Source organism: Pseudomonadota bacterium, from assembly GCA_013285465.1.
GTDB lineage: Bacteria > Pseudomonadota > Alphaproteobacteria > Micavibrionales > CSBR16-224 > CSBR16-224.
In genome coordinates this window covers 1,380,563-1,405,135 of record CP053449.1, presented here as the reverse complement: position 1 = coordinate 1,405,135, position 24,573 = coordinate 1,380,563, and the positions used below count along the sequence as shown (strand labels likewise).

26 protein-coding genes, 2 tRNA genes and 1 pseudogene are annotated in these 24,573 nt (G+C 53.4%); 23 read left to right on the top strand and 6 right to left on the bottom strand.

Going from position 1 to position 24,573, the window contains the following annotated elements:
- The first annotated feature begins 117 nt into the window (after positions 1-117).
- From HND56_06935 to glmS, 17 genes are all read left to right on the top strand, one after another.
- Positions 118-297, top strand: a complete 180-nt coding sequence (locus HND56_06935) for a 50S ribosomal protein L32 (GenBank protein QKK05431.1) — start codon at positions 118-120, stop codon at positions 295-297.
- Positions 298-392: 95 nt separating this feature from the next.
- Entirely contained in the window at positions 393-1,457 is a 1,065-nt protein-coding gene (gene plsX, locus HND56_06930) for a phosphate acyltransferase PlsX (GenBank protein QKK05430.1), read from the top strand.
- Entirely contained in the window at positions 1,454-2,422 is a 969-nt protein-coding gene (locus tag HND56_06925; GenBank protein ID QKK05429.1) for a ketoacyl-ACP synthase III, read from the top strand. The genes plsX and HND56_06925 overlap by 4 nt, the downstream gene beginning before the upstream one ends.
- A gap of 152 nt (positions 2,423-2,574) precedes the next feature.
- Positions 2,575-2,880 (top strand): integration host factor subunit alpha, encoded by a 306-nt coding sequence (locus HND56_06920; GenBank protein QKK05428.1) that lies wholly within the window; start codon positions 2,575-2,577, stop codon positions 2,878-2,880.
- 60 nt (positions 2,881-2,940) lie between these two features.
- Positions 2,941-3,501: a MerR family transcriptional regulator gene (locus HND56_06915; protein ID QKK05427.1), complete on the top strand. Its 561-nt coding sequence runs from the start codon at positions 2,941-2,943 to the stop codon at positions 3,499-3,501.
- Between the two features lie 89 nt (positions 3,502-3,590).
- Positions 3,591-3,667, top strand: a tRNA-Pro gene (locus HND56_06910).
- Positions 3,668-3,728: 61 nt separating this feature from the next.
- Positions 3,729-4,895 (top strand): hypothetical protein, encoded by a 1,167-nt coding sequence (locus tag HND56_06905; protein ID QKK05426.1) that lies wholly within the window; start codon positions 3,729-3,731, stop codon positions 4,893-4,895.
- Complete coding sequence (locus HND56_06900; protein ID QKK05425.1) at positions 4,892-5,221, top strand: divalent-cation tolerance protein CutA; 330 nt, start codon at positions 4,892-4,894, stop codon at positions 5,219-5,221. The genes HND56_06905 and HND56_06900 overlap by 4 nt, the downstream gene beginning before the upstream one ends.
- 164 nt (positions 5,222-5,385) lie before the next feature.
- The gene (gene rplM, locus HND56_06895; protein QKK05424.1) at positions 5,386-5,844 is read left to right on the top strand and encodes a 50S ribosomal protein L13; all 459 of its coding nucleotides are present in this window, start codon (positions 5,386-5,388) and stop codon (positions 5,842-5,844) included.
- A gap of 13 nt (positions 5,845-5,857) precedes the next feature.
- Positions 5,858-6,397 carry a 30S ribosomal protein S9 gene (gene rpsI, locus HND56_06890; GenBank protein ID QKK05423.1) on the top strand — a complete coding sequence of 180 codons (540 nt, stop codon included), beginning with the start codon at positions 5,858-5,860 and terminating at the stop codon, positions 6,395-6,397.
- 104 nt (positions 6,398-6,501) lie between these two features.
- Positions 6,502-7,056, top strand: a complete 555-nt coding sequence (locus tag HND56_06885; GenBank protein QKK05422.1) for a gamma carbonic anhydrase family protein — start codon at positions 6,502-6,504, stop codon at positions 7,054-7,056.
- Between the two features lie 78 nt (positions 7,057-7,134).
- On the top strand, positions 7,135-8,301 hold the full coding sequence (locus tag HND56_06880; protein ID QKK05421.1) for an OmpA family protein: 1,167 nt from the start codon (positions 7,135-7,137) through the stop codon (positions 8,299-8,301).
- A 57-nt stretch (positions 8,302-8,358) separates the two neighbouring features.
- A complete protein-coding gene (locus tag HND56_06875; protein QKK05420.1) occupies positions 8,359-9,660 on the top strand; it encodes a homoserine dehydrogenase in 1,302 nt (433 codons plus the stop codon).
- Positions 9,661-9,775: 115 nt separating this feature from the next.
- On the top strand, positions 9,776-10,768 hold the full coding sequence (glpX, locus tag HND56_06870; protein ID QKK06589.1) for a class II fructose-bisphosphatase: 993 nt from the start codon (positions 9,776-9,778) through the stop codon (positions 10,766-10,768).
- Positions 10,769-10,776: 8 nt separating this feature from the next.
- Positions 10,777-12,636 carry a single-stranded-DNA-specific exonuclease RecJ gene (gene recJ, locus HND56_06865; GenBank protein ID QKK05419.1) on the top strand — a complete coding sequence of 620 codons (1,860 nt, stop codon included), beginning with the start codon at positions 10,777-10,779 and terminating at the stop codon, positions 12,634-12,636.
- A gap of 127 nt (positions 12,637-12,763) precedes the next feature.
- Positions 12,764-14,110, top strand: a complete 1,347-nt coding sequence (gene glmU / locus HND56_06860; protein ID QKK05418.1) for a bifunctional UDP-N-acetylglucosamine diphosphorylase/glucosamine-1-phosphate N-acetyltransferase GlmU — start codon at positions 12,764-12,766, stop codon at positions 14,108-14,110.
- A 3-nt stretch (positions 14,111-14,113) separates the two neighbouring features.
- Positions 14,114-15,943 carry a glutamine--fructose-6-phosphate transaminase (isomerizing) gene (gene glmS, locus HND56_06855; GenBank protein ID QKK05417.1) on the top strand — a complete coding sequence of 610 codons (1,830 nt, stop codon included), beginning with the start codon at positions 14,114-14,116 and terminating at the stop codon, positions 15,941-15,943.
- On the opposite strand, the gene HND56_06850 is transcribed toward glmS, so the two are convergent.
- The 3 genes from HND56_06850 to HND56_06840 form a co-directional block, all read right to left on the bottom strand.
- Positions 15,944-17,035, bottom strand: coding sequence for a hypothetical protein (locus HND56_06850; protein QKK05416.1), 1,092 nt, complete (start codon positions 17,033-17,035; stop codon positions 15,944-15,946). It abuts the gene before it with no gap.
- 81 nt (positions 17,036-17,116) lie between these two features.
- Entirely contained in the window at positions 17,117-17,671 is a 555-nt protein-coding gene (locus tag HND56_06845) for a dCTP deaminase (protein ID QKK05415.1), read from the bottom strand.
- Between the two features lies 1 nt (position 17,672).
- The gene (locus HND56_06840; GenBank protein ID QKK05414.1) at positions 17,673-17,822 is read right to left on the bottom strand and encodes a hypothetical protein; all 150 of its coding nucleotides are present in this window, start codon (positions 17,820-17,822) and stop codon (positions 17,673-17,675) included.
- Positions 17,823-17,913: 91 nt separating this feature from the next.
- On the opposite strand from HND56_06840, the gene HND56_06835 reads away from it, so the two are divergent.
- Positions 17,914-17,988 (top strand) — tRNA-Thr (locus HND56_06835).
- A 50-nt stretch (positions 17,989-18,038) separates the two neighbouring features.
- Here HND56_06835 and HND56_06830 read toward each other — a convergent pair.
- Together HND56_06830 and HND56_06825 are read right to left on the bottom strand one after the other, a co-directional pair.
- The gene (locus HND56_06830) at positions 18,039-18,890 is read right to left on the bottom strand and encodes a hypothetical protein (GenBank protein QKK05413.1); all 852 of its coding nucleotides are present in this window, start codon (positions 18,888-18,890) and stop codon (positions 18,039-18,041) included.
- A gap of 75 nt (positions 18,891-18,965) precedes the next feature.
- Positions 18,966-19,529 (bottom strand): annotated as a pseudogene (locus HND56_06825) (hypothetical protein).
- A gap of 127 nt (positions 19,530-19,656) precedes the next feature.
- Between HND56_06825 and HND56_06820 the strand changes: the two are divergent.
- Entirely contained in the window at positions 19,657-20,463 is an 807-nt protein-coding gene (locus HND56_06820) for a sulfite exporter TauE/SafE family protein (GenBank protein QKK05412.1), read from the top strand.
- A gap of 3 nt (positions 20,464-20,466) precedes the next feature.
- Here HND56_06820 and HND56_06815 read toward each other — a convergent pair whose 3' ends face one another.
- Positions 20,467-20,826: a response regulator gene (locus HND56_06815; GenBank protein QKK05411.1), complete on the bottom strand. Its 360-nt coding sequence runs from the start codon at positions 20,824-20,826 to the stop codon at positions 20,467-20,469.
- Between the two features lie 269 nt (positions 20,827-21,095).
- On the opposite strand from HND56_06815, the gene HND56_06810 reads away from it, so the two are divergent.
- Genes HND56_06810 through speB form a run of 4 tightly spaced genes read left to right on the top strand, consistent with a single transcriptional unit; the run spans position 21,096 to position 24,560 of the window.
- Positions 21,096-21,263 (top strand): hypothetical protein, encoded by a 168-nt coding sequence (locus HND56_06810; protein ID QKK05410.1) that lies wholly within the window; start codon positions 21,096-21,098, stop codon positions 21,261-21,263.
- 9 nt (positions 21,264-21,272) lie between these two features.
- Entirely contained in the window at positions 21,273-22,511 is a 1,239-nt protein-coding gene (locus HND56_06805; GenBank protein ID QKK05409.1) for a type III PLP-dependent enzyme, read from the top strand.
- Between the two features lie 23 nt (positions 22,512-22,534).
- Positions 22,535-23,593 carry a deoxyhypusine synthase gene (locus HND56_06800; GenBank protein ID QKK05408.1) on the top strand — a complete coding sequence of 353 codons (1,059 nt, stop codon included), beginning with the start codon at positions 22,535-22,537 and terminating at the stop codon, positions 23,591-23,593.
- Positions 23,577-24,560 carry an agmatinase gene (speB, locus tag HND56_06795; protein ID QKK05407.1) on the top strand — a complete coding sequence of 328 codons (984 nt, stop codon included), beginning with the start codon at positions 23,577-23,579 and terminating at the stop codon, positions 24,558-24,560. Before HND56_06800 ends, speB begins: the two co-directional genes overlap by 17 nt.
- Positions 24,561-24,573: the final 13 nt, after the last annotated feature.

The following is a 24,573-nucleotide window of genomic DNA, read 5'->3' as shown; positions in this document are numbered from 1 at the left end:
TGCTTGCACTTTCTGCTGTGATGTATTATATAAAAGCGTTTCCGCCTCCCGAGGGGAGGACAGGAAAAAAGGATTTTGAAAAGAAGACGATAAAGATAAAGGACAAAGGATAAGGCAATGGCTGTACCTAAGAAGAAAACCTCGAAGTCGAAACGCAATATGCGCCGTTCGCACCATTCCCTGTCGTCTCCGGCTTATGCCGAAGATAAGACGACCGGCGAATTCGTACGCCCGCACCATGTCTGCCTGAAAACAGGCATGTACAAGGGCCAGCAAATTATCGAACCTGCTGAATAATTAAAAGACTAAATAACAGGTAATGCGCAAATAGGAACAGCACAGAAACGCTTGGGCTCTGTGCTGGTTTCGCATGACAACGGGAGACGGCGGTTTTGCAGCAAAAATTCACAATGGCACTGGATGCGATGGGCGGCGATGAAGCGCCGGATCATGTCATTGACGGTGCCGTGCTGGCGCTGCGAAGCCATCCCGAACTGTCTTATATTTTCACGGGTGACGAGGCAAGAATCAAACCGTTGATTGATGCCCGCCCGTCCTTGCGTAAAAAATCAGAGATTCGCCATACGGAAGAAATGGTGTTGCCGGATGACAAGCCGTCAGCCGCATTGCGTCACCGTAAAAACTCCAGCATGAGTCTGGCCGTGCAGGCCGTTGCAGAGGGTGATGCCGCCTGTGTCGTTTCGGCGGGCAATACCGGTGCGCTGATGGCGATGGCGCTGTTTGGTTTAAAGCCGCTTCCCAATGTTTCCCGTCCGGCGATTGCCTCTTATTATCCGACCATGCAAAAGGGGCGGAAAACCGTTTTGCTGGATCTGGGGGCGAATATTCAATGCACGGCAAAAAATCTGACGGAATTCGCCGTGCTGGGCGCTATTTTTGCGCAGGTCGTGCTGAAAGTCGAAAAGCCGCAGATTGCGCTTTTGAATGTCGGTTCAGAGGAAATGAAGGGCAGTGAAGAAGTGAAGGAAGCGGCACATCTGCTGGCTGAAATGTCGCTGCCGGGGGAATTTGTCGGTTATGCCGAGGGTGATGACATTATGAAAGGCGTTGTCGATGTTGTCGTGACAGACGGCTTTACCGGAAATATTACGCTGAAGGCATCGGAAGGTACGGCGCGTCTGGTCGCGCATATGATGAAGCAGTCCTTCAAGCATTCGCCGATCGGCTGGCTTGGCTATCCTTTTATGATTCCGGCTTTGCGTAAATTGAAACACAGTATGGATCCGCGCCGTTATAACGGCGGCGTTTTCATGGGATTGCGCGGCTTATGCGTGAAAAGTCACGGCGGTATGGATGCGCTGGGCTTTGCTAATGCTGTCGGAGTGGGCGCCAAGATGATTGCGGGCGATATGAATAAACATCTGGCCGCAGCGCTTGATAAAACCGGTGATACGGGGTTGCCTGCGGCGGAAGACGGGGTGGAGAAAGCGGTATGACCGGAATTCGCGCGCGCATTATCGGCACGGGCGCTTATTTGCCGAAAAAAAGCGTCAGTAATGACGAATTGGCCAAAACGGTCGATACCTCCGATGAATGGGTGCGCCAGCGCACAGGCATCGAATCCCGCCACATTGCGGGCGAAGGCGAAACAACCTCTTTTATGGCGACGGAAGCTGCGCGCCAGGCATTAAAAAATGCCGGTATCGACGGCAGCGATATTGATGTGATTGTTCTGGCAACCACCACGCCGGATCAGACATTCCCCGCAACAGCTGTGACGGTACAGGACAAGATCGGTATGGGCGATCACGGTTTTGCTTTTGACGTGCAGGCGGTCTGCTCGGGTTTTGTTTACGCATTGTCGGTTGCCAATAACTTTGTCACGACGGGGCAGGTGAAACGCGCCCTTGTGATCGGCGCAGATCATTTCACCTCGATTCTGGACTGGGAAGACCGCACCACCTGTGTGCTGTTCGGCGATGGTGCTGCTGCTGTCGTTCTGGAAGGCCATGCGGAAAGCGAGCGCGGTATTTTATCAACGCATCTGCATTCGGAAGGCCGACATCGTGATCTGCTTTATGTCGATGGCGGTCCGTCGACAACGGGAACAACGGGGCATGTCCGTATGAACGGGCAGGAGGTCTTCCGCCATGCCGTCACAAGGATGAGCGAAGCGGTGCGGGAAGCGCTGGATGCCAACGGGTTGACGTCTGCGGATATTGACTGGCTGGTGCCGCATCAGGCGAACCGCCGTATCATTGAAAGCACGGCCAAGAAACTCAAAATGCCGCTTGAAAAAGTCGTTCTAACTGTCGGGAAACATGGAAATACTTCTGCTGCCTCGATTCCCTTGGCGTTGCATGAAGCGGTTCAGGATGGACGCATTCGTGAAAATGATTTACTGTTGCTCGAGGCAATGGGGGGCGGCCTGACATGGGGCTCCGCGCTGGTGCGCTGGTAGAATTTTCGCGTTCTTTTTCCATGCGAAGTTTCACTGCGTAAGCAGTTATTTTTTAATGCTTTGTTATTGACTGTTTTTACCGCTTCCGCTAGCCTGTCAAAGCTTTGGTTTTGAAAGATGAATCATTTAAAAATAGGGGAGTGTCACAGCACATGAGTACCACAGGCAACACAATCACACGCGCAGACTTAAGCCAGGCCGTTTATGAAGAAGTCGGTCTTTCCCGCAACGAATCGGCTGATCTGGTCGAGATGGTTTTAGAAGAAATCTGCACCGCACTTGAGCGTGGAGAGGTTGTCAAAATCTCCTCCTTCGGAACATTTACCGTTCGCCAGAAAGGCCAGAGAATTGGCCGCAATCCCAAGACAGGCGAGGAAGTGCCGATTCTGCCGCGCCGTGTTCTCAGCTTCCGTGCCAGCAATACATTGAAAGAGCGTGTTGATAATCACGACGTCTAAGGTGTATAATATATTACAGGTATTTGGGATATTTTATTTAGAAGACAGATGAGGAATTTGATGCAAGGGAAGACACGGCAGGACGAATGGGACAAACAGCAAAAAACGCAGCAGGAAGATTCGGGCGAAACGCAGGTTTCGCGGAAATCACGCCGCGGTAAAAAAGCTTCCGGTGCTTTTCGCACAATTAGTGAAGTTGCCTCCATGCTGGGGGTTCAGCAGCATGTTCTGCGTTTTTGGGAAAGCAAATTCACACAGGTTAAACCGCTGAAACGCGGCGGCGGACGTCGTTACTACCGCCCTGAGGATGTTGAGCTGCTGCAGCGCATCCACCACCTGCTCTACGAAAAAGGCTATACTATTCGCGGCGTTCAGAAACTTCTGAAATCCACACGCGGCAGTGTCGCAGTGCTCGATAAAAAGGTCGAAGAAGTGCTGACAAGCGAAGTGGAAGATCTGAAGGAAACAGTTGCCGCCGTTGCCGAGGCCGATGATGCGCCCATGGATGTGGAAACGCAGACAGCTGCTCCGGCGATTGCAAAGCTCAAAACCCAGCGCCGCGAAATTCTGCGTGCTATGCTGGACGATCTGAAAGCTATGCGTCAGCTGATTGAGGCATAAAAGCCGGAACGGGCGGAAATTGCGGCAAGATGCGGCAATAATCGTTTGATTTTCATTCATTCATCCTGTACAAGTGACGGTAAATTTAACGGACCGTAGCGCAGTCTGGTAGCGCGTTCGTCTGGGGGGCGAAAGGTCGCGGGTTCAAGTCCCGCCGGTCCGACCATTTTTCCGCATTTTCCCCGAAGGGATTTACCCTGAGGTGTTTTATTATAGGGTGTTTATCCATGACTTTGCCTCTTTTTCAAGACGACAATCTGAAACCTGTGATTACGGTTCTGACCGATTATCCGCGCGATGATCTGGCCAGCGACGAAGTACGGCAGGCACTTATCACCGCCTGCGCTGTTGAAAAACTGGATTGTTTTTCGATGGACGTGGCCGCAATCCCCGGCATGAACACGATTGTTGCAGGTTTTAAAACCGCACAGCTGGCGCTGAATTCGCAAATGGGTGTCGGTCATGTTTTCCTGACCAATTGTGCACCGCGTAAAAACATTATCAGTGCCCGCAGTAAGGGTGAAGGGGTCTGGATCGGCATGCTGCCCAATGGTGTGGCGGTTCTGACTGTGGCCTCCGGTTATGCTCTGGCGCCTTTTGCCGATATGATTCAAAGCGGGCATATCCGCTTTTTCGAAAGTAAAATTCCGGATGAAGGCTCGCAGTTCCGTTCCCGTGATTATTTCCCCGCGGCTGCGGCGCATTTGGCGGCGTTCCTGCGTGACCGTGTTGCTGAAATCGGTGCGGAGGAGGTTTCTCAACGCGTGGCAAAAGGCGACGCCGCATCACTGCTGGACGGATTTGATCTGTTAGGTGCCGCCGTAGATACGGATGCTGTCACGGGTCTGCCGAAAGGCACGGTTTGGTATATCGATAATTTCGGTAATATTAAGCTGAATCTTGTGCATGAAACGCTGCTGTCTTTCCATGAGGTCGGAACCAATATGGTGATCGGGGTCGGTGACAGTGTTGCCAATGCCGTGATCGGCTCTGCCGGTTTCAGTCAGGGCGAGGGCATTCTGGCGCTGACGCGCGGCTCATCGGGCTGGACGGATGATAAGGGGCAGGATATCCGCTTTACCGAAATTTTCCTGCGCGGCAGCAGTGCGGCACAGATTTTGCGCGATGCGCAGCCGGGTGTGCAGCTTTTTGCCGTCTCCAAGGATGATTTGACGCGTGCGCAGCAGATGCTGCGTGATTCCGGGCTGCAATATATCGGGGCGCATGATCTTTATAATTTGTATATGATGTCCGAGGCGCGATTGCTGGAAATGTTTGCGCATTACGGCTTGATCAAAGACGGTTTTGACAGCCGTCCGCTGAAAAAGCGCCTTGATGACGGTTCGCTGGCCGCCTATCTGCAACAGCAGGATAAAGGGCGTAACGCGGCATGACTGCGGAATATGTGAGTGTTTATATCACGGCAGCGGATGAAGACGAGGCGCAAAGAATCGCTGAAACCCTTGTGCGCGAACGTCTTGCGGCCTGTGCCAATATTCTCGGTGCGATCAATTCGGTCTATTGGTGGGATGGTGCTGTGCAAAACAGCACAGAGGTCGCGCTGATTTTGAAAACACGCAAATCCTTATTTGAGGCATTAAAAACACGCGCGGCGGCGCTGCACAGCTATGACTGTCCCTGTATCACGGCATGGGATATCGCCGATGGACACAGGCCGTATCTGGGCTGGATTTTTGCGGAAACGGAAAGTGTGAAATAAGCCTTTGATAACGGCGGGTTAGAAAAGCGGTATTATAATACCTTGTTTTTAACTTTCTCTTTTTACACAGTTTTTATGCTTGACAGCTTTCGTAAAAACGGGCATAACACCCGCGAAGCTATGAATTCGACAATTTGACCAAACTTTAAACGGAGTCATAAATAATGAAAACCTATTCAATGAAACCTTCCGAGGTTGAAAAGAAGTGGTGGGTTGTGGATGCCGAGGGCGTTGTTCTCGGTCGTCTGGCGAGCCTGATTGCCCTGCGTCTGCGCGGCAAAGACAAGCCCGGCTTTACCCCCCATATTGATTGCGGCGATAACGTCATTGTTATCAATGCCGATAAAGTCCGCCTGACGGGCCGTAAACGCCAATTCGATACAGAATACTGGCATACGGGCTATCCGGGTGGTATTAAAAGCCGCACCAAAGGCCAGATTCTTGACGGCGATCATCCTGATCGCGTCATTTTCGAGGCTGTACGCCGCATGATGCCGCGCGGGTCACTGGGACGCACACAGATGACAAATCTGCGTGTTTTCGCCGGTCCGACGCATGAGCATGAAGCGCAAAAGCCGGAACTGTGGGACATCGCGTCTCTGAACCCGAAAAACAAACGCTAAGGGGATTTGAAAGATGACGGAAGATAAAAAGACACTTGCAGATCTGAAAGACGCTATGGCTGAAAAAGACAAAGCTGTCGCAAAAGATGATAAAGCAGAAACCGTAGCCGAAACGAAAGAGGTTGCCAAAACCGAAGTCGTGAAACTGGAGCCGGTTCTGGATGCGCAAGGCCGCGCTTATGGCACAGGTCGTCGTAAAGACGCTGTTGCCCGCGTATGGGTCAAGCCCGGAACAGGTAAAGTCACGGTCAACGGTCGCGATCAGGATATCTACTTCGCACGTGCGACGCAGCGCCTGATTTTGAACCAGCCTTTCGGTATTATCAGCGGCGACGGCAAATTTGACGTTGTCTGCACGGTCAAAGGTGGCGGATTATCCGGCCAGGCCGGTGCGGTACGCCACGGTATTTCCCGTGCGCTGATCAATTTTGACCCGGAATTCCGTCCGGCTCTGAAACGCGCCGGTATGCTGACACGCGATAGCCGTGTTGTCGAGCGTAAGAAATACGGCCGCCGCAAGGCACGCCGCGGTATGCAGTGGGCAAAACGCTAATTGCATCTATCGCATACGAATACAGGAAAAGGCGCTGTGGCAACACAGCGCCTTTTTTCTTTCTGCGGCTCTGTGTTATTCTATGCCGCAAAAGGAGCATAAGAATGGATACAAACGAAGAATTCTATGAAACGGTACGGCGACGGGTACAGGAAATGCAGCCGCAGATCGCGGCGGATGCGTTTGTGGCGGAAAACGCCGTGGTGACGGGCGAGGTGGAGATCGGCAGTGAAAGCAGCATCTGGTACGGCTGCGTGCTGCGCGGGGATGTGAATAATATCACGGTAGGCGCGCGCACAAATATTCAGGACGGCACGGTTGTGCATGTATCCTCCACCTTACAGGGTACTTATATCGGCGATGATGTGACCATCGGCCATATGGCCTTGATCCATGCCTGCACGATTGAGGATGGCGCTTTTATCGGTATGCAGGCTTGCATCATGGATGGCGCGAAAGTCGAAAAGGGGGCGATGGTTGCGGCAGGAGCGCTGGTGACACCGGGGAAAATTGTGCCATCGGGCACGTTGTGGGGCGGCAGCCCCGCGCGGCATATGCGCGACTTGACGGAAGAGGAAAAGCAGGGGTTAACATCCTCCGCCGCTCACTATGTTCGCATTGCGCGTCTTTACCGTGAGAAAAACACCGGCAGCGGATAGTTACTGTTTTGTTAATAAAAAGAACATGCTAAGATTTGCCGCATAGAAGATACGGGCGATTCACCGTTGGAGAAAAAAATGAAGAAGATAGCGCTGGTTCTCAGTCTTGGGGCCACCATGCTGACGGCAGGATGTGGTCATCCTGTTTACGAAGTACAGAATTTCGGCAAATGGTTCGGCGATAAAGTCACCAATGACGGCGGCTATGAGGTCGCAACACGTGACGCTTTCGTTTTGAAGCCGCCGCCCGCACCGCCGCAGCAATCTCCTGAATTGCAGACATTGCCCGGAACGGCGATGAATTCCGGTATGTCGGCACCGCAAATGGCGGAAGCGCCAACGCCTGTTGAAACGGAATATCAGGATTTATGGACACCGCCGGCGGAAGGGATGTCTCCGGAACCGGAGACCGTCATGGCAATGCCCGCCCGCCCGCCCGCCCGCGAGGAAGAGGTCGTCACCGCGCCTGCGCCGGAATCTGTGCAGGCGGTTGTTCTTGAGCCTGCGCCGGGTTTAAACCCGTGGCAGGAACCGCAGCAGGCGTCGCGCCCGTCGCTGGTTATTACCGAGGCGCAACGGCAACCTGATCCCGATTATTACCCGCCTTTGGTGCCGGCGCGCCAGCGCCCGCCGGAACAATATGGCGGCGGCGTGGAAAACTATAGCGGCGGCAGTGTGACGGTGTTCTCGCTGGATGATATGCCTGTATCCGGCGGGATGCGCCCGGTGAATGATACGCGCAGCGGAACCTACCATGTCGGCGGCGGTTATGAAACGGCACAATATGCCGGTTCCTCCGTCACGGTGAACCGCTATCCCGACATTTTCGGCGATGATGATGCTTTCGCTCCCGTTGCTGCCTATGGCACTGCGGGAACAGCGCCTTATAACACGCCGAAACTGATGGCGACACATGTTGATAATGCGCTGTATTTTAATTACGGCTCGTCCCGCATTGATGCCAATGACCGCCGTTTGATCCGCGAATTTGCCCGTGCTGCGGCAGGGCGCACGGTTCATGTCTCCGGTCATGCCAGCCGCGCCGTATTCTCGACCAATGATCCGGGTGAGCGCCGTGCAATCAATTTGCAAATGAGTGCGAAACGTGCCGAAGCGGTTGCGGAAGTCTTGCAGAATGAAGGCATCCCTGCTGAAAAAATCCGTACCGTCGCGCATGGCGAAATCTATAGCAGCGGTGAGGGTGATAACCCGAAAGACCGTCGCGTTGATCTGGAAACAAATTAAAAACAAATAGCTTGGCGGGTTTTCTTTAAGTGAAATATCTGCTGCTGTGGGGTGTGTATGGCAGAAGATCAGACATTGAAAATCGGTATTGCCGGCCTTGGCACCGTCGGTGCATCGCTTGTAAAAATCATTCAATCAGAATCCGGGATGCTGACGGCACGCTCAGGCCGCAAGATTGAAATCGCGGCTGTGACGGCGCGCGACAGCAAAAAAGACCGCGGCCTTGATCTGTCGGGCGTGGAATGGGTTGAAACGCCTGAGGCAATGGCGGATATGCCGGAGCTGGATATCGTGGTCGAGCTGATCGGCGGTGACAGCGGCGCGGCGAAAGTTCTGGTGGAAAGCAGTCTGGCCAATGGTAAACATGTTGTGACGGCGAATAAGGCGCTGTTGGCGCATCATGGCGCCGGGCTGTTTGCGCTGGCGGCGGAAAACGGCAAAACCCTTGCCTTTGAAGCGGCGGTTGCGGGCGGTATCCCGATTATCAAAGCCCTGCGTGAAGGGCTTGCCGCCAATCATATCTCCGCCGTTTACGGTATTCTGAACGGTACCTGCAATTATATCCTGACGGAAATGTGGCAGAACGGGCTGGAATTTGAAACCGCGCTGAAAGATGCGCAGGAGGCCGGTTACGCAGAGGCTGATCCGTCCTTTGATATTGACGGTATAGATGCGGGGCATAAGCTGGCAGTGTTGTCGGCGCTGGCCTTTACCGGCAAGCCTGATTTTGACGGTGTTGAAATCGAAGGGTTGCGCAATATTTCCGCCATTGATATCGATTACGCGGCAGAGCTGGGTTACCGCATCAAATTGCTGGGGATTGCGCGGCTGACGGAAAACGGCGTGGTGCAAACCGTTGCGCCCTGCATGATTCCGGTATCCTCCAATCTTGCAACGGTTGAAGGGGCGACCAATGCCGTCTTTGTTGAAGGTGACCGCGTCGGCCCGACTTTGTATGTCGGTGCAGGGGCAGGCGGCATGCCGACGGCTTCGGCGGTCATGGCTGATATTCTGGATATTGCGCGCGGTAGCGCACCGCCACGGCTCCCCTTTGTGGAAACAGAGACGGAAGCGCCGTTTGAAACCCGGACGGGCCGATTCTATCTGCGCCTGACGGTGAAGGATGAACCCGGCGTGATGGCTGATGTGACGGCAATGCTGCGTGACCATGCGGTTTCGATGAAATCGATATTACAGTATGGACAGGGCGGTGCAGAAAGTGTACCTTTGATTATGATAACTCACGAGGCGAAAGAGAGCGCCGTGCGCGATGTGCTTGCCGCTCTGCACGGCCTTGACAGCGTTTTGGAGAAGCCCTGCTTTCTAAGAGTTGAGATGATGGGCCAAGAGGATGCGTAAGCATGACGCGTAAACCGCGCCCTCGATATAAAAGGATTTACAGCTTTGCAGACAGAAAGGACCTGTTCCGATGACAGCACAACCCGCAATGGCCACCGAGATGATGGATAACCAAATGGATGATACGGAAATTAAACCGTTTCAGGATCGCAATCTAGCGCTGGAGGTCGTGCGCGTGACGGAAGCGGCGGCGCTTGCAGCCTCCCGCCTGATGGGGCGGGGCGATGAAAAAGCCGCCGATCAGGCCGCAGTTGATGCTATGCGCAAGGCGCTGAACAGTCTTTACATCAACGGCACCGTCGTGATTGGCGAAGGCGAACGCGATGAAGCGCCGATGCTGTATATCGGCGAGAAAGTCGGCGGCGGCAGTAAAGCGCCGGAAGTTGACATCGCGCTTGATCCGCTGGAAGGCACAACCATTACCGCGCAAGGCGGTCCGAATGCACTGGCGGTGATTGCGCTGGCGGAAAAGGGCGGCTTTTTGAATGCGCCCGATGTGTATATGGATAAAATTGCCGTTGGCTTTTCAGTTCCGGAGGGCATGATTGATCTGGATAATTCCGTTGCTGAAAATCTGAAAGCGCTGGCAAAAATCAAAGGCGTGGATACGGATGAAATTGTTGTCTGCATCTTGAACCGCCCGCGCCATGAGAAACTGATTGCCGATGTCCGCGCAGCGGGCGCACGTATTATGCTGATCCCCGATGGCGATGTGAGTGCGGTGATTGCGACAGCTGACCCGGATGCGGGTGTTGATATTTATATGGGTACAGGCGGCGCGCCGGAAGGCGTATTGGCGGCAGCGGCTTTGCGCAGTACCGGCGGTTTTATGCAAGGGCGGCTTTTGTTCCGCAATGATGATGAAAAAGCCCGCGCCGCAAAATGGGGCATTACCGATCTGGATAAAAAATACAGCGTGATTGATATGGCCTCGGGCGATGTCATGTTTGCCGCAACCGGCGTAACGGATGGCGCGATGCTGAAAGGTGTGCGGAAATATCCGCAAGGGGCGAAGACGTATTCCATTGTCATGCGCTCCAAAACCGGTACGGTGCGCCATATTGAAGCAACACATAATTTTGACCGTAAGACCTGGTATTCCTTTTAAGGAAAAAAATGACAGACCAACTTCGACGAAGCGAAGCGGAAGACCAAGGACAGACAAACGGACAGGCAGTACAGGCGGAAACAGAAACGCGGGTACTGGATGTTGAGCGTTCCGTTCTTGGCAAAAAATGGATCTTCCCCGAAACAGATGAACGCGCCGTGCTGGCTGTGGCGCAGGGGCATGGTTTGCCTGAGTTTCTGGCGCGGCTGCTGATTGCGCGCGGCGTGTCTTTTGACGAGGTACCCGCCTTCCTTGACCCATCTTTAAAAACGCAATTGCCCGATCCTTATGTGCTGAAGGATATGCAGAAATCTGCCGAACGGATTGCTGATGCGATCATGAACGGTGAGGCAGTTGCCGTGTTTGGTGACTATGATGTTGATGGCGCGACCTCGACCGCCTTGCTGAAACGGTTTTTTAAAGCCGTCGGCCACGATATTCTGGTTTATATCCCTGATCGTATGAAAGAAGGCTACGGCCCGAATGCGAAAGCCTTGCTGCATCTGAAAAATGATAAAAATATTGATCTGCTGCTGACGGTGGATTGCGGGATTTCCGCTTTTGCGCCGCTGGAAGCGGCGGCAGAAGCCGGGCTGGATGTGATTGTGCTGGATCACCATACGGGTGAACCGCAAATGCCGCCTGCCTATGCCATTGTAAACCCGAACCGCTTTGATGAAGACGGCAGTCTGGGGCATCTGGCGGCTGTCGGCGTGGCCTTTTTGACATTGATTGCCGTGAACCGCGTGTTGCGCGATCGCGGCTATTATGCTGCACAAAAAATGGACGAGCCGAAGCTGCTGCGCTGGCTGGATATTGTCGCGCTGGGCACGGTCTGTGATGTTGTGCCGCTGAAAACCGTCAACCGCGCCTTTGTTGCGCAAGGCTTGAAAGTCATGGCACTACGCCAGAATACGGGTATGAAAGCCTTGGCGGATGTTGCCGGGCTGGACAGTTTCCCCAAAGCTTATCATCTCGGTTTTTTGCTGGGGCCGCGTATTAATGCGGGTGGGCGCGTCGGGGAGTCCGATACCGGCACACGTCTGATGTCGACCGAGGATGACAATGAAGCATTGAAACTGTCACACCGTTTGAACCATCTGAATCAGGAGCGCCGCGATATTGAGGCGGAAATTCTGGAGCAAGCCATCGAACAGGTCGAAGCAACGATCGAGCTGCATGAATGGTGTGTTATCGCTCATGGCGAGGGCTGGCATCCCGGTGTGATCGGGATTGTGGCCTCTAGATTGAAAGAACGGTTTAATCGCCCTGCCTGTGTCATCGGTTTTGATGAAAACGGCGCGGGCAAGGCATCGGGCCGCAGCGTTAGCGGCATTGATCTTGGTGGCGGCATTATCGCGGCAAGGCAAAAAGACATTCTGGTCGCAGGTGGCGGTCATAAAATGGCGGCGGGCTTTACCGTGATGCGTGACCGTCTGGATGACTTTCGCACCTATATCAGCACCCATATTGAAAAACAATGCGGCGGCAACGCGATTGTGCCGTCACTGAAAGTTGATGCCGTGCTCTCGGCGGCAGGGGTGACGATGGATTTGCTGCGCAAAATCGAGATGCTGGCACCCTTCGGTACGGCAAATCCCGAGCCGCGCTTTGTGCTGGCCGAGGCACAGATCATGCGCCCGAAAGTCGTTGGTGAAAATCATATCCAGTGTCTTGTCCGTGACAGCACCCGTGGTCATACGGCCTTCAAGGCCATTGCTTTCCGCGCGCTGGATACCGAACTGGGCGATATTCTGCTGAAAAGCGGCGGCAAGCCTGTGCATCTTGCCGGAACACTCTCTATTAATCATTGGAACGGCAATGATTATATCAACTTCCAGATTGCCGATGCTGCTCCGGCGTGGTAAAACGCCCTCCCTTGTAATGTTTTGCAACAAACTGTGATTTGCGCTTTTTGCGCTGGGTTGGCATGGTGAAAGGCAAGGGACGCACAATCCCTTATTGCAGGACAAAGAAGAAAGACTGATTTAGCCAATGCAAAAACTCGCATGTATTATTCTGGCGGCCGGAAAAGGCTCGCGGATGAAATCCGATTTGCCCAAACCTCTCCATGCGGTTGCAGGTCAGCCGATGGTGCAGCACGTGATTGATGCGGCAAATGCCTTGAACCCTGAAAAACTGGTTGTGGTTGTCGGCAAGGATATGGACGCGCTGGCACAGGCGGTACAGCCGCATGATGTTGCCGTACAGGACGTGCCGAACGGTACGGGCGGTGCGGTCAAGCCGACGCGCCAATATCTGGACGGTTTTGACGGAGATGTTGTCATCCTGTTCGGAGACTCGCCGTTGATTACGCCGGAAAGCATCGAAAAACTGGTCAAGGCGCGCCGCGCCCATCCCGATACGGGGCTGGTCTTTTCCGCCATGCTGCCGGATGATCCGGGCATGTATGGCCGTATGGTGGTTGAAAAGGACGATATCCTCGACCGCATCGTCGAATATAAGGATTGTACGGAGGAGCAGCGCAAGATCACGCTGTGTAACGGCGGCATTATGTGCGCGGATGGACGGCATCTGTTTGGCTGGCTGGAAAAGCTTAGCAATGACAATGTGCAGGGGGAATATTACGTCACCCATCTGCCGGAAATTGCCCGTGCGGATAATCTGGCAACGCGCTTCATTGAAATTCCGGAAGAGGACATGGCAGGGATTAATTCCCGTGAAGATCTGGCGCGGGTGGAAAAACTGCTGCAGAACCGCCTGCGGAAAAAGGCGATGGAAAACGGCGTCACATTACAAGACCCTGACACGGTGATGTTCTGTTTTGATACCGAAATAGGCCATGACGTCACGATCGGTGCGAATGTTGTCTTCGGACGCGGCGTGACGATTGAAAGCGGTGCGGAGATTTTACCCTTTAGCCATCTGGAGGATTGTATTATTCGCAGCGGCGCGAAAATCGGGCCCTTTGCCCGTATTCGCCCCGGCAGCGATATTGGCGAGAATGCCAAAATCGGTAATTTCGTTGAAACCAAAAAAGCCGTGATCGGCAAGGGCGCGAAAGCCTCGCATCTGTCTTATCTGGGCGATGTGGAAATCGGTGCGGAGGCGAATATCGGCGCGGGGACGATTACCTGCAATTATGACGGTTTCCTGAAATATAAAACCGTGATTGGCGCAGGCGCCTTTATCGGCTCGAATTCCTCGCTGATTGCGCCCGTGACGGTTGGTGCTGGCGCTTATGTCGGGGCAGGCAGTGCGGTTTCCGGCACGGTTCCGGCTGACGGCTTGGCGGTGACGCGTGCGAAAACACTGATCCGTGCGGAATGGGCGAAAAAATTCAGAGACAAGAAACGTAAAGAGAAAGAACAGGGAGTCTAAGCCATGTGTGGAATTGTCGGCATTGTCGGAAAAGAGCAAAATGCGGCGGAACGCCTTGTGGAAGGTTTGAAGCGTCTGGAATATCGCGGCTATGACAGCGCGGGTGTTGCTACGCTGATTGACGGGCAGATTACCCGCCGCCGTGCGGAAGGCAAATTGGTGAATTTATCCGATAAAATCGCCAATGATCCGCTGCCGGGGTCAATCGGCATCGGCCATACGCGCTGGGCGACGCATGGCATGCCGACGGAAAATAACGCGCATCCGCATGCAACGGATCTGGTTGCCGTGGTGCATAACGGCATTATCGAGAATTATAAGGAGCTGAAAGCAGAGCTGGAGCAAAGCCAATGCCGTTTTACGACAGAAACCGATACGGAAGTGATTGCGCATCTGGTAACACATTACATCAAGCAGGGGCGTACGGTTTTACAAGCCGCCAATGATTGTATGGACAGGCTGGAAGGGGCGTTCTCCGTCGCGATGCTTTTTACAGGTGAGAACGATTTTATGTTCGGGGCGCGTCAGGGCACGCCGCTGGTGGTTGGCTACGGTGACGGTGAAATGTATCTGGCATCTGATGCTTATGCATTGGCGCCGATGACGAATAAAATCTGTTTTCTGGAAGACGGCGACCGCGTCGAAATGACAGGGGCAGGGGCTGTCATCAAAACCTGCGACGGCAAAGAAATTAACCGTGAAGTGCGGGAAACCACCTTGTCAGGTGCGTTGACGGGCAAGGGAAAATACAAGCATTTCATGCTGAAGGAAATTTACGAGCAGCCCGCAGTGATCGGTGAGACGCTGACGACCTTTATGCATCCCGCAACGGGGCATATCACTATTCCCGCCGATATCATGGATGTGTTGAAGGATACGCCGCGTTTGACGGTCAGCGCTTGCGGTACGGCCTATTATGCGGGATTGGTCGCGAAATACTGGCTGGAACAATTGGCACGGCTGCCGGTGGAAGTGGATGTGGCCTCGGAATTCCGTTACCGTACCCCGCCGATGCCCGAAGGCGGCGCGGCGCTGTTTATCTCCCAGTCAGGGGAAACGCTGGATACGCTGGAGGCATTGCGTTACTGCAAATCGCAAAAGCAAAGCGTGATTTCCATCCTGAACACGGTGGAAAGCACGATCGAGCGGGAATCCCATCATGTGATGCGAACGCTGGCCGGGCCGGAAATCGGTGTGGCCTCGACCAAGGCATTTACAACGCAGCTGACAACACTGGCCTGTATTACGCTGGCACTGGCGCAGGAGCGGAAAACCATTACGCAGGAAGAGGAAATGCGTCTGGCTGATGCGTTGCGCCATCTGCCTGCGGCTGTTGCCGAGGTTTTGAACCATGATAAGGCCATTAAAAGCCTGAGCCGTGAAATTGCCAAGGCGCGTGATGTGCTGTATCTGGGACGCGGTGCATCTTACCCGATTGCGCTGGAAGGTGCGCTGAAACTGAAAGAAATTTCCTATATCCATGCCGAAGGCTATGCGGCAGGGGAAATGAAACACGGACCCATCGCCTTGATTGATGAAGATGTGCCGGTGATTGTCGTTGCCCCTTATGATGCGCTGTTTGAAAAAACCGCCTCCAATGCCGAGGAAGTCGTGGCGCGCGGCGGTAAAGTGCTGCTGCTGTCTGATGCGCGTGGTTGTGCGGCAATGAAGGATATTGCGACATGGACGATTACACTGCCGGAGGCGGATGAATTTGTTGCGCCGATCCTTTATACAATTCCCGTACAGCTATTGGCTTATCATACCGCTGTTGAAAAAGGCACGGATGTTGACCAGCCGCGTAATCTGGCGAAAAGTGTGACTGTCGAGTAATCAGTGCAGATATTTGCCGGGATCGATTGCAGGCGGCAACGGCTTTCTGTTGATGGCGGCTTCTTGCGTTGTCTGCTGCGGCATATGGAACGGCATTTGCCGCGAAAATTCAAACAAGGATGAAAAATGTACCGCGCCTGCGCCGGCATGACCGCCTCCGGTGACGCCCATGGTCTGTTTCAGATGGTCGGCGATTAATTGTGCATCGGGGGAGCCGTCGGTACGAATACTCATACTGATGCTGCCGTTTTTCTGCATAAACCATGCAAAGGCCACGCCTGATCCCGTCTGTTTTCCTAGCGATACCAAGCGTTCCGATACCTGACGGCCGAATTGTTTGACATCGCCATTCACGACGGGGACGGCAATCGGATCAGTATCGGGCAGGATTTGCATGGTGACGAATTGCGCATTGGCCAGCAGTTTGTTGATTTTCGTGTTCTGGTCGGCGGCAATGAATTTGCCCTTTTTCGCCATATCGTTGAAGGTCAGTTTTGCCAATCCGCGCAAGGCAATCAGGGCGCGGTCAATATTGCTGATATCGCGGGTGTCAATCAATGCGGCGGCGGCAAAATCCATCGGAGTCGTTAATCCTGCGGCATCGCCATCCATCAAATTGATGACGTCCAGCACGGGCGGCACGGGCTCATCGGGCATCACATGTTCCCAGACCATACGTGCGGCGGAGGTTTTGCTTTCGTCAATCAGCATTTCCAGCTTGGGTGCGTTGCCCGTTGTTTCCGGCGGCGCGTAATCTTTCAGCATGGCAACGGCGCTTTTATGATGATCCATGATATGTATGGCCTCGGTTTTGGCCTTTCCGTCCGGGCCGGGTGTCATCAAGTCATCCAGCAGGCCGGGATTGGGCGCGACATCTACGAAATACAGTTCGGAATCAGGTTTCAGCGCGGCGTGTATTTTGCGCTCCGCTTCTTCGGTGTCGTGATGGCCATAGGGGATATAGGTAACGTTATGATCGGTTTTGGTATCCACGCCCCATGCTTTGGAGACCCCCCAGGCACAGGCCGCGCCGTCAATGCAATCGGCATGATAAACGATGACCAGCGGTTTCGGGTCTTTGCTTGCGGACATAGTGATACTCCCACCCTTATGCTACATTGACATAATTGTAGCATGGGGCGGGTTAATGCCGTCTTAACCGCAAATCAGGGATTACATGCGCGGCAATGTGACGCCGCTTTGCCCCATATATTTGCCCTGACGGTCGGCATAGGAGATTTCGCAGGGTGTTTCACCCTTGAAGAACAAAAATTGCGCGATGCCTTCATTTGCGTAGACCTTTGCGGGCAGGGGGGTGGTGTTGGAGATTTCCAGTGTGACCTGACCTTCCCATTCCGGCTCCAGCGGGGTGACGTTGACGATCAAGCCGCAGCGGGCATAGGTGCTTTTGCCAAGGCAGACAACCAGCACATCGCGCGGAACTTTAAAGGTTTCGACGGTGCGGCACAGCACAAAGCTGTTCGGCGGGATAACGCAGACATCGGTCTTGCGCTCGACAAAGCTGTTGGGGTTGAATTCCTTGGGGTCAACAATGGCGTTATCGACATTGGTAAAGATCATAAATTCATCGGACAGGCGGCAGTCATAGCCGTATGACGACAGACCGTAGGAAATGACGCCGTCTTTGCTCAGTTTTTCCGAAAAGGGCGTAATCATTCCGTTATTCAGGGATTGTTCGCGAATCCAGCTATCGGGCATAATCGGCATCTTAGTCGTCTCCTTGCGGTTTTTGCTTCGGCGGTGTTGTTTCTTCGCTGCTTCGCGCACGCGCCTGTTGTTTGCGGCGTTGCAAATTGGCGCGCAGGGCGGCTTCGCGTTTTTCGGCGCGTTCTCGCTGTTTTTCCTTTTTGTCGGACATGAAAAAAAGATTAGAATTGCCGCGCCGTAAGGTCAAGACAAGATTTGACTTGCATCGCCGCAAAAGCGCGTCTATATAGAAAGACCACAGCGCTGCTGTAGCTCAGTGGTAGAGCGCACCCTTGGTAAGGGTGAGGTCGGGAGTTCAATCCTCCCCAGCAGCACCATTAAAATCAAGCACTTTATTCCATCATTATAGATGAAAAACATTGCGATGCTAACGCGTCAGCAAGGCACCGTATTTTTTGCGGACGTAATAGACGGAGCGCAGGGAGGCGAGGAAAAAGAACAGGCCGATGCCAAGTAGCAGTAACTTGTCTGTCCAGCTGCTGGGCATTTTGCCGCTTGTCAGCTGCGTCCAGAACGCGCCGAAATCATTATTCATCATCTCCCGCGCATCGGCGGGCAGACCGCTATAGCCGAAAAAGACAATGACAAGGCTTAGTGCCATAAAACTGAAGGCGATAATCGCGCCCCAGAAGCCGTGAGAGCTGACTTCCTTGCGATATGCCTCTGCGGTGTCGATGATCTCGGCATTTTTATGCGGTGTGCTGTCTTTTTGTATCGCACCAAGAAAGCCCTTGAATTTAAGAAAGGCGCTGGAAATGCCGAAACCGATAGCGGCAAGAGCCGCAGGCAGAACAGCCGCGGCGATGATAGAGCCATCGGCATGAAAAACATAAACGCCCAGCGCGCCCAGCCCTGCAAAGGCAATCAGATAACCGATGAGTGCGGATAATCCGTCATCCAGTATGGCTTGCACCTGCTGTCCATCCTCGGAGCGGCGGATCAGCACGGGAACGGTCTGTTCGAGTTTGTGACGGATTTCATTAACTGAAGATCCTGTGGTTTTGCGTGTTTCGCCATCCAGCACATATTCCACGATGGGGCGAAAGAAAACCTGTGACGTTCTGCGTCCGTCCATACGGGTTTCGGAGACGTATTTTTCAATCGCCATGACGCGGCCATAGATACGCGTTGCGCTTTTGCGAAATCTGTAAAAATGCAGCGCCATATTCAGGCCGAGGGCAAAAAAAATGCTGCCGACAATAAGGGGAACAAAAGACATGATGGGCTACTCTTTCTTCTTCGTTGGTATCGTTGGGCAGCCGTCACCTGTTTCTTGACAGGCGCGGCATTTGTCGCGCATGTTTTCCAGCTTTTCGGCGTAATTTTCGGCGTCGCCGTAATTCAGGAATGCGGCATAGCGGTTATGCGGGTTTTTCGGCAGGCGGGAATGTTTGATCGGGCACCAGAATTGCTCGGTACGGGCGGCAATCTCGCCCACATAGGCCAGCACGCCGTTGCCGTAACCGCAATAGATGCAGTTCAGTTTTTCAATCAGATTCAGATAGGCCAGATATTGGCGGTCAATCACTACATAATCCGCCCGTTTTACTTTTGGAATGCCGTAGGCGGTAAAGCAGACCAGCTGATACAGCGTTGCCAGCACGTCCAGCAAGATAAGCGGCACGGCGACGGCATAGATAAAAGGAGCGGTAATGATATAGATGATCTTGGCCTGCCGCAGATAATGCAGGATACCGGTGCGCCACTCTTTTTGCTGTTCCAGTGCGGCCTGTTGAAAGCGCACTTTTTTCTCCTCGACGGTATAAAGAAATTTTTCTTTGCCCTCTTCGATTTCATCTTCCAGTTCTTGCTTGAACGCGGCGGCTTTGGTCTGCATTTTTTCAAAAAGGCTTGGCATCTGTGTCTTGCTCGTTTCTGCTGTCTTGTTTAAGGTCACTTCCATGGCGGTCCATAGGGGCAGTATAGAGGGAAAATGCCGTCATATGATAGCCGCCTCATAAAGAAAGACGGCGAAAAGGAAAAGAATGGCAGAAATTTTCGGATATATGGCGGCCTTTATTATGGGGCTGACGCTGGGGAGTCTGGGCGGCGGCGGATCAATCCTGACCGTGCCGATTCTGGTTTACCTGATGGGTGTGCCGCCGGTGACGGCCACAGGCTATTCGTTGCTGATTGTCGGTGCGGCGGCGGCTTTTGGCGCGTTGCGTTATTATCGGCAAGGTCTTGTGAATGTGCGCGCCGCGGTGACCTTTGCGATACCGTCTGTCGTGGCGGTTTATTTGACGCGCGCGTTTTTGATGCCCGCCATTCCCGATCCGTTGATCTCCGCGCCTGTCGTATTGGGCAAGGATATGGCGATTATGGTGCTGTTTGCGATTTTGATGATTGTTGCCGCTGTGATGATGCTGCGCAACAGCCGCAAGATGACCCCGCCGAAAGAGGCGACACATCCTGTCACACTCCTTGTTGCGGAAGGGGCAATTGTCGGCATGGTGACGGGGATTCTGGGAGCAGGGGGCGGTTTTCTGATTATTCCTGCGCTGGTGCTGTTTATCGGTATGCCGATGAAAGAGGCTGTCGGGGCATCCCTGATGATCATTGCCCTGAAATCACTGCTCGGCTTTGTCGGTGATTTGCAGGCGGGGATTGATCTGCAATTTCCAATGTTGGCAATCTTTTTTGCGGCGACATTTAGCGGTATCTGGGTCGCGACAAAAATAGCGGGAAAATTTGACGGGAAGAAGATGCAGCGCTTTTTTGCTGTTTTTACTTTGCTGATTGCGGCGGTGATTGTCGGCATGGAAATCTGGAAGACATTCCACGGTGCCTGAGTTTTACGGCGGCAGAATGCGCCCGGCCTGTTCCAGCGTTTGCCTGACGGCTTCGAGAAGCTCCCGCCTTTTGAAAGGTTTGTAGAGGATATTATCCGTTTCCAGCGCGGTATCCGGCATACCGCTGCTGACAACCAGCAGGGGCAGTCGCGGATCCTCCGTACGGATATAGGCGGCAATGGGGGCTGACCCACCGTGCGGCATGACGTTATCGGTCACGACAATGTCAAAGTTTTGAGACTGTAATTGTACCAAAGCATCATTGCCGTCACCGCTTTTTATGACGTTATATCCGGCGGCGGTCAGAGTCTTTGCCATGATCTCAAGGATCATATTATCATCATCAACAATAAGAACTTTCAAAACAGATACCTTGTCTTTATCAAATGGATATCCTGTATATTTTTTAACAACCTTAAATATATTATCCTATATACTTTTCTACTTTATTAACGCGAGGCGTGCAAGTGATAAAAAAATATTTTTTCCGGATATGATTTTTTACTTTTCTCGGGTGAAAAAATGATATAATGAAACTGTATACGCACGTGCCGATGGCCCTTTGCAGGTTATGCTACGACGTACCTTTGGTAACCGGGGTTAAGCCCCTCTTATTTGAAAGGGTCTCGTTGATGACCGAACTTGCTGTTGGCGGGGAGCGTGCTCCTCCGAATCCGGAAATTGTCAATGGCCGACGCTGCTGTAAAGCGGGCGTCGGCGGTAAACAAAATCTTCGCACTTTTGTGACGTCGGCCCGTATTGTTCGGGGCGGCCTTTTTTATGCCTGTCTGGCGGCATAAGGGGGCAGTATGGCAAAAGCAAACGACATCCTCCGCAATCCTCATATCCTGACGACCCGCCCTGCGGCGCGCACGCCCGTGACGCGGAGAGATGCGCAAATCAAAGCGCTGGCACCGCAAAAGCCGCTCTATGTTTTTGATCCGGTACGGTTGGCGCAAAGTTATCGCCGTTTTGCCACAAGCTTTGGCGGCGAGATCGCCTATGCCGTTAAATGCAACCCGCATCCTGCCGTATTGCAACTATTGGCGGAAGAAGGGATTGCCGCCTTTGATGTGGCATCCCTTGCTGAAATTCGCGCCGCCCGTGCTGCTGCGCCGCAAGCCAAACTGTTTTTCATGCATCCTGTGAAAGCCCCTGAAGACATCGCCGCAGCCTACCATGATTATGGTGTGCGCGCCTTTGTGCTGGATCACGTCGATGAGCTGTATAAAATTTTGCGCGCAACGGAATTGGCGCAGGATCTGGAATTATTTGTGCGTTTGGCTCTGCCGAAGAACGGCAAGGCGGCGCTGGATTTTTCATCAAAATTCGGTGCGCAGCCGGAAGAGGCCGCCGTTTTGCTGGAGGCTTGCCGTCCGGTCTGCCGTAAATTGGGTCTGGCCTTCCATGTCGGAACGCAAAATACGGATATCGGCGCCTATGCAAGGGCTGTCGGTGTTGCCGCTGATGTTATCCGCAGCGCAAATGTGACCGTTGATGTTCTGGATCTGGGCGGCGGTTTTCCCGCATGTTATCTGGAACGCACACCGTCCTTGAACGCTATTTTCCGTGAAATTCGTGCGGCTGTTCTGACACACGGCTTGCATCATATGGAGTTGATGGCGGAACCGGGGCGGGCGCTGGTTGCCGATTGTATGAGCCTGATCGTGCGCGTGGAACAGCGCCGCGGCGATCTTCTTTATATCAATGACGGTGTTTACGGCGGCTTGTTCGATGCCGGCCCGTCTTTGCGCTGGCGTTACCCTGTACGCCGCATTTCCCGTGACAAGGATGCGGAGACAGGTGTGACAACGGCATTCCGTTTCGCAGGACCGACCTGCGATTCCATCGATATGATGGACGGTCCTTTTATGTTGCCCGATGAGATCAAAGCGGGCGACTGGATCGAAATCAAACAGGCAGGCGCGTATTCGCAATGCCTGCGGACGGATTTTAACGGATTTGGAGATGCCGGGTTTCTGGTGCTCGATATGCCCGGAGAAAGCCCCGTCAAACCTGTAAAACAACGAAAACAAACAAAACAATAATATCAACCAAGGAGGAAAGACCAATGGCACAAACTGCTATTTTAAATGAAGACATGATGCATCCTGAAAAACAGGCGCTGCTCAGCAAAGAAGTAAAACATATCGACATCAAAAGCTTTGACGCGCGTCCGATTGTTGACCAGATGCGTCATATGTCTTTCACGTCGCGTGATCTGGCGCGGGCGACGGAGATTTATAACGCGATGCTGGCCGATCCGGACTGTATGGTTATCCTGACGCTGGCCGGTTCGACATCTGCAGGCGGCTGTATGGACCTTTATGCTGATCTGGTGAAACATAATATGGTTGATGCGATTGTCTCTACAGGTGCGTCGATTGTTGATATGGACTTTTTCGAAGGCATGGGGTTCAAGCATTATCAGGCATCCGACAGTGTGGATGACCGCGTATTGCGCGATATGTATATCGACCGTATCTATGACACCTATATCGATGAGGAAGACTTGCAAGCCTGCGACCATACCATTCAGCTCATCGCTGACGGTCTGGAGCCGAAGGCTTATTCCAGCCGCGCTTTTATCGCCGAAATGGGGCGTTACCTGACGCAGCATGGTAAAAAGGAAAACTCATTGGTAAAGCTGGCCTTTGAAAAAGGCGTGCCGATTTTCTGCCCGGCCTTTACCGATTCCAGCGCCGGTTTCGGGCTTGTGAAACATCAGGTTAATAATCCGGGCAACCATATGGTACTCGACTCGATTGCCGATTTCCGTGAATTGACGGAGCTGAAAATCAAAACCGGCACTTCCGGCCTGTTGATGATCGGCGGCGGCGTACCGAAAAACTTCGCACAGGACACGGTTGTCTGTGCCGAGATTCTCGGCCATGACGTACCGATGCATAAATATGCCATCCAGATTACGGTGGCGGATGTGCGTGACGGCGCTTGCAGCTCTTCCACATTGAAGGAAGCCTGCTCATGGGGTAAGGTCGATGTCGCGTTGGAGCAGATGGTTTTTGCCGAGGCAGGTTCGGTACTGCCGTTGCTGGCCAGTGATGCCTATCACCGCGGCTTTTGGAAAAACCGTCAGGCAAGGAGATTGGCTGATGTCTTTAAAGATTAAAACACAAGAAACCCCTGCGGCTGATTTTGATTTTCTGCCGCAGGCGGACGGTTTCCTCGGCTTGGAAGGGGCGCAAGCCCCCGATCCGGCTGTGGCGGCTGCGTGGATTTTGCCTTTTGGTCTTGAACGCACCGTCAGCTACGGCGGTGGTGCGGGCGAGGGGCCGCAGGCCATCATTGATGCCTCACATCAAGTCGAGCTGTTCGATGAATGGTGGTGGAACGAGCCTGTGCATGGTTACGGCGTGGCAACAATTGCGCCTGCGGATCTGTCCGTCTATCAGGATATGCCGTCAGCGCTTGCCGCGCTGGAGGCGCAGGTCGGCGCAATGATGGATGCCGGAAAATTCCCGCTGATTCTGGGCGGGGAGCATGGCATCAGCCCCGGCGCGGTCAAAGCCGTGGCGGATCGTCATCCTGAAGGTCTGACGATTTTGCATTTTGATGCCCATGCCGATTTACGTGACGGCTATGACGGGGAGCATTACTCGCATGCTGCGGCTTTGCGACGCTGCCTTGATTTCCCGCAGGTGCGGCTGGTCTCTGTCGGAATTCGCAATATCTCTGATGGGGAAATCCCGTTCTGTGCCGAGGAATGGCGGAATGACCGCGTCAAAATCTTCTGGTCCTGCATGCGCCGCGCAGGCTGGACAGCGGAAGATGTGGCCAAAGCCGTCGGAACAGGGCCGGTTTATATCAGCTTTGATGTCGATGCGTTTGATTCGGCGTTGATGCCCGCAACAGGTACCCCTGAACCGGGCGGCCTGGACTGGGATGATGTGATGCAGGTTCTGCTGGCTGTCCGCAAAAACAATCCGCAATTTGTCGGCGCGGATGTGGTCGAGCTGGCACCGATTGACGGCTTGCACGGTTGCAATTTCACAGTTGCAAAATTATGCTATCGTATCTTGAACCTGTGTTGCAGCGTTATGCCGCAGCCGCCGGAATGGACAGGAATTAGACTTTGATAACCTGATCAAG

What these genes read in the sequence shown, in the direction of transcription:
- HND56_06935 (QKK05431.1), top strand. Translation starts at nt 118, where the DNA reads ATGGCTGTACCTAAGAAGAAAACCTCGAAGTCGAAACGCAATATGCGC.
- glmU (QKK05418.1), top strand. Translation starts at nt 12,764, where the DNA reads ATGCAAAAACTCGCATGTATTATTCTGGCGGCCGGAAAAGGCTCGCGG.
- HND56_06920 (QKK05428.1), top strand. Translation starts at nt 2,575, where the DNA reads ATGAGTACCACAGGCAACACAATCACACGCGCAGACTTAAGCCAGGCC.
- HND56_06905 (QKK05426.1), top strand. Translation starts at nt 3,729, where the DNA reads ATGACTTTGCCTCTTTTTCAAGACGACAATCTGAAACCTGTGATTACG.
- HND56_06850 (QKK05416.1), bottom strand. Translation starts at nt 17,035, where the DNA reads ATGTCCGCAAGCAAAGACCCGAAACCGCTGGTCATCGTTTATCATGCC.
- HND56_06800 (QKK05408.1), top strand. Translation starts at nt 22,535, where the DNA reads ATGGCACAAACTGCTATTTTAAATGAAGACATGATGCATCCTGAAAAA.
- HND56_06925 (QKK05429.1), top strand. Translation starts at nt 1,454, where the DNA reads ATGACCGGAATTCGCGCGCGCATTATCGGCACGGGCGCTTATTTGCCG.
- glmS (QKK05417.1), top strand. Translation starts at nt 14,114, where the DNA reads ATGTGTGGAATTGTCGGCATTGTCGGAAAAGAGCAAAATGCGGCGGAA.
- HND56_06820 (QKK05412.1), top strand. Translation starts at nt 19,657, where the DNA reads ATGGCAGAAATTTTCGGATATATGGCGGCCTTTATTATGGGGCTGACG.
- HND56_06880 (QKK05421.1), top strand. Translation starts at nt 7,135, where the DNA reads ATGAAGAAGATAGCGCTGGTTCTCAGTCTTGGGGCCACCATGCTGACG.
- HND56_06805 (QKK05409.1), top strand. Translation starts at nt 21,273, where the DNA reads ATGGCAAAAGCAAACGACATCCTCCGCAATCCTCATATCCTGACGACC.
- HND56_06810 (QKK05410.1), top strand. Translation starts at nt 21,096, where the DNA reads ATGACCGAACTTGCTGTTGGCGGGGAGCGTGCTCCTCCGAATCCGGAA.
- HND56_06915 (QKK05427.1), top strand. Translation starts at nt 2,941, where the DNA reads ATGCAAGGGAAGACACGGCAGGACGAATGGGACAAACAGCAAAAAACG.
- recJ (QKK05419.1), top strand. Translation starts at nt 10,777, where the DNA reads ATGACAGACCAACTTCGACGAAGCGAAGCGGAAGACCAAGGACAGACA.
- HND56_06885 (QKK05422.1), top strand. Translation starts at nt 6,502, where the DNA reads ATGGATACAAACGAAGAATTCTATGAAACGGTACGGCGACGGGTACAG.
- HND56_06845 (QKK05415.1), bottom strand. Translation starts at nt 17,671, where the DNA reads ATGCCGATTATGCCCGATAGCTGGATTCGCGAACAATCCCTGAATAAC.
- rpsI (QKK05423.1), top strand. Translation starts at nt 5,858, where the DNA reads ATGACGGAAGATAAAAAGACACTTGCAGATCTGAAAGACGCTATGGCT.
- rplM (QKK05424.1), top strand. Translation starts at nt 5,386, where the DNA reads ATGAAAACCTATTCAATGAAACCTTCCGAGGTTGAAAAGAAGTGGTGG.
- glpX (QKK06589.1), top strand. Translation starts at nt 9,776, where the DNA reads ATGGATGATACGGAAATTAAACCGTTTCAGGATCGCAATCTAGCGCTG.
- HND56_06840 (QKK05414.1), bottom strand. Translation starts at nt 17,822, where the DNA reads ATGTCCGACAAAAAGGAAAAACAGCGAGAACGCGCCGAAAAACGCGAA.
- HND56_06830 (QKK05413.1), bottom strand. Translation starts at nt 18,890, where the DNA reads ATGTCTTTTGTTCCCCTTATTGTCGGCAGCATTTTTTTTGCCCTCGGC.
- speB (QKK05407.1), top strand. Translation starts at nt 23,577, where the DNA reads ATGTCTTTAAAGATTAAAACACAAGAAACCCCTGCGGCTGATTTTGAT.
- HND56_06875 (QKK05420.1), top strand. Translation starts at nt 8,359, where the DNA reads ATGGCAGAAGATCAGACATTGAAAATCGGTATTGCCGGCCTTGGCACC.
- HND56_06900 (QKK05425.1), top strand. Translation starts at nt 4,892, where the DNA reads ATGACTGCGGAATATGTGAGTGTTTATATCACGGCAGCGGATGAAGAC.